General features: G+C 30.9%; 3 protein-coding genes. All 3 read left to right on the top strand.

What is annotated here, in order from left to right:
• A partial coding sequence (locus tag VLM92_RS02560) for a hypothetical protein (protein WP_325274789.1) occupies positions 1–198 on the top strand: 198 nt, incomplete at its 5' end.
• Positions 195–1,289, top strand: a complete 1,095-nt coding sequence (locus VLM92_RS02555; RefSeq protein WP_325274788.1) for a glycosyltransferase family 4 protein — start codon at positions 195–197, stop codon at positions 1,287–1,289. The genes VLM92_RS02560 and VLM92_RS02555, both read left to right, overlap by 4 nt.
• Positions 1,286–1,521: UDP-N-acetylglucosamine 2-epimerase (locus VLM92_RS02550; RefSeq protein ID WP_325274787.1), on the top strand; the 236-nt coding region annotated here is incomplete at its 3' end. The genes VLM92_RS02555 and VLM92_RS02550, both read left to right, overlap by 4 nt.

Raw genomic sequence — 1,521 nt, 5'->3', positions numbered from 1 at the left:
GGAGGAGTTTTAGATATAATAATTGAAAGTCAAAATGGATTTTTTTCTTCTGTAGGTGATGAAGAATCATTGGCTAAAATGATTTTAAAATCTAGAGCATTAAAGTTCAATGGATATAATTATATAACTAATAATTTTTCTTTGAAAAATATGGTAGAGAAGACTATTGCAGTATATGAAGGCTTATTAAAACGATGAAAATATTAATGGTTAGTTTGGATTATCCTCCTACAGTAGGAGGCATTACTGCACATGTCTATGAGCTTTCACAAGCTTTAAAAAATATAGGGTGTGATGTTAGTGTTGCTACTAAGTTCGTTGATAAAAGTCAAAAAGAGTTTGAAACTGTAGATGGGATTCATATCTATAGGTTTGCTTTGAAGTACATTGGTTTCACATATGGGTATCAGATCAATAAATTTTTAAAAAAACTAGTCAAAGAAAACCATTATGACATTATACATATACATGGTATGAGACCATTAGAATTTTACAATATAAAAGATATCCCGCTTGTTTACACAAATCATACCTCTGGTTACTTGAAAAGAATAAAAAAGGGTGGATACCGGATCCCTTTATTAAAAAGATTGTTCAGTAAACCCAAATTATTTTTGGCACCAAGTGAAGAACTCCTTGATGTTCCATTTTCTTTTGAGGCAAAAAAGGTTTTTATTTCAAACGGTGTTATCTCTTCTAAATTTACAAGAAATGAAGAAGTCCGAAAAAAATTAAGAGCAGAGTTATCTATTAAGGATGATGAAATCTTAGCCATTATCACGAGAAGAATGGTTTGGAAAAATGGTGTGAAATATCTTGCAGAAGCAACAAAATATATTAAAAATGATAAATTAAAACTACTGTTTATAGGAGATGGTGAACAGTTTCAAGAAGTAAAAAATATTTTAGAAGAAAATTTTCAAAATAGATTTATTCTTTTGGGTTCAAAAAAACATGATGAAATAGTTGATTATTATAGTGCTTCTGATCTGTCTATTTTACCATCCTTAATGGAGGCTACAAGTATCAGTGGACTGGAAGCAATGGCTGCATCCTTACCTTTGGTTGGCACAAAAGTCGGAGGCATACCTGTTTTAATCAAAGATGGTATTAATGGGTATCTTTGTGAACCAAAAGATCCTAAAGATTTAGCCGAAAAAATTGATAAGCTTTTAGAAGAGGATCTTGTAAAAATGGGTGAAAATTCCAAGAAGTTGGTTGAAGAAAAGTTTGATTGGATTCAAATAGCCAAAAAGACATTGCATGAATACAAAGAACTGTTAAAATGAAAAAAGTACTTTTAGTATTCGGAACAAGACCAGAAGCCATAAAAATGGCGCCTTTAGTAAAAGCATTTGAAAAAGAGACTTCAATTCAATCGAAAGTATGTGTAACCGCACAACATAGGGAGATGTTAGATCAAGTGCTTGAGATGTTTGATATTAAGCCTGATTATGATTTAAATATTATGAAACCAGGGCAAGATCTATTTGATGTAACATCCAATGTTTTGTTAGGTAT

This window comes from Romboutsia sp. (genome assembly GCF_035470145.1).
GTDB lineage: Bacteria > Bacillota > Clostridia > Peptostreptococcales > Peptostreptococcaceae > Romboutsia_D.
The sequence above is the reverse complement of the archived record's forward strand: the minus strand, read 5'-3'. Positions and strand labels throughout refer to the sequence as shown.

Coding starts and splice junctions, on each gene's coding strand:
- VLM92_RS02555 (WP_325274788.1), top strand. CDS start 195: ATGAAAATATTAATGGTTAGTTTGGATTATCCTCCTACAGTAGGAGGC.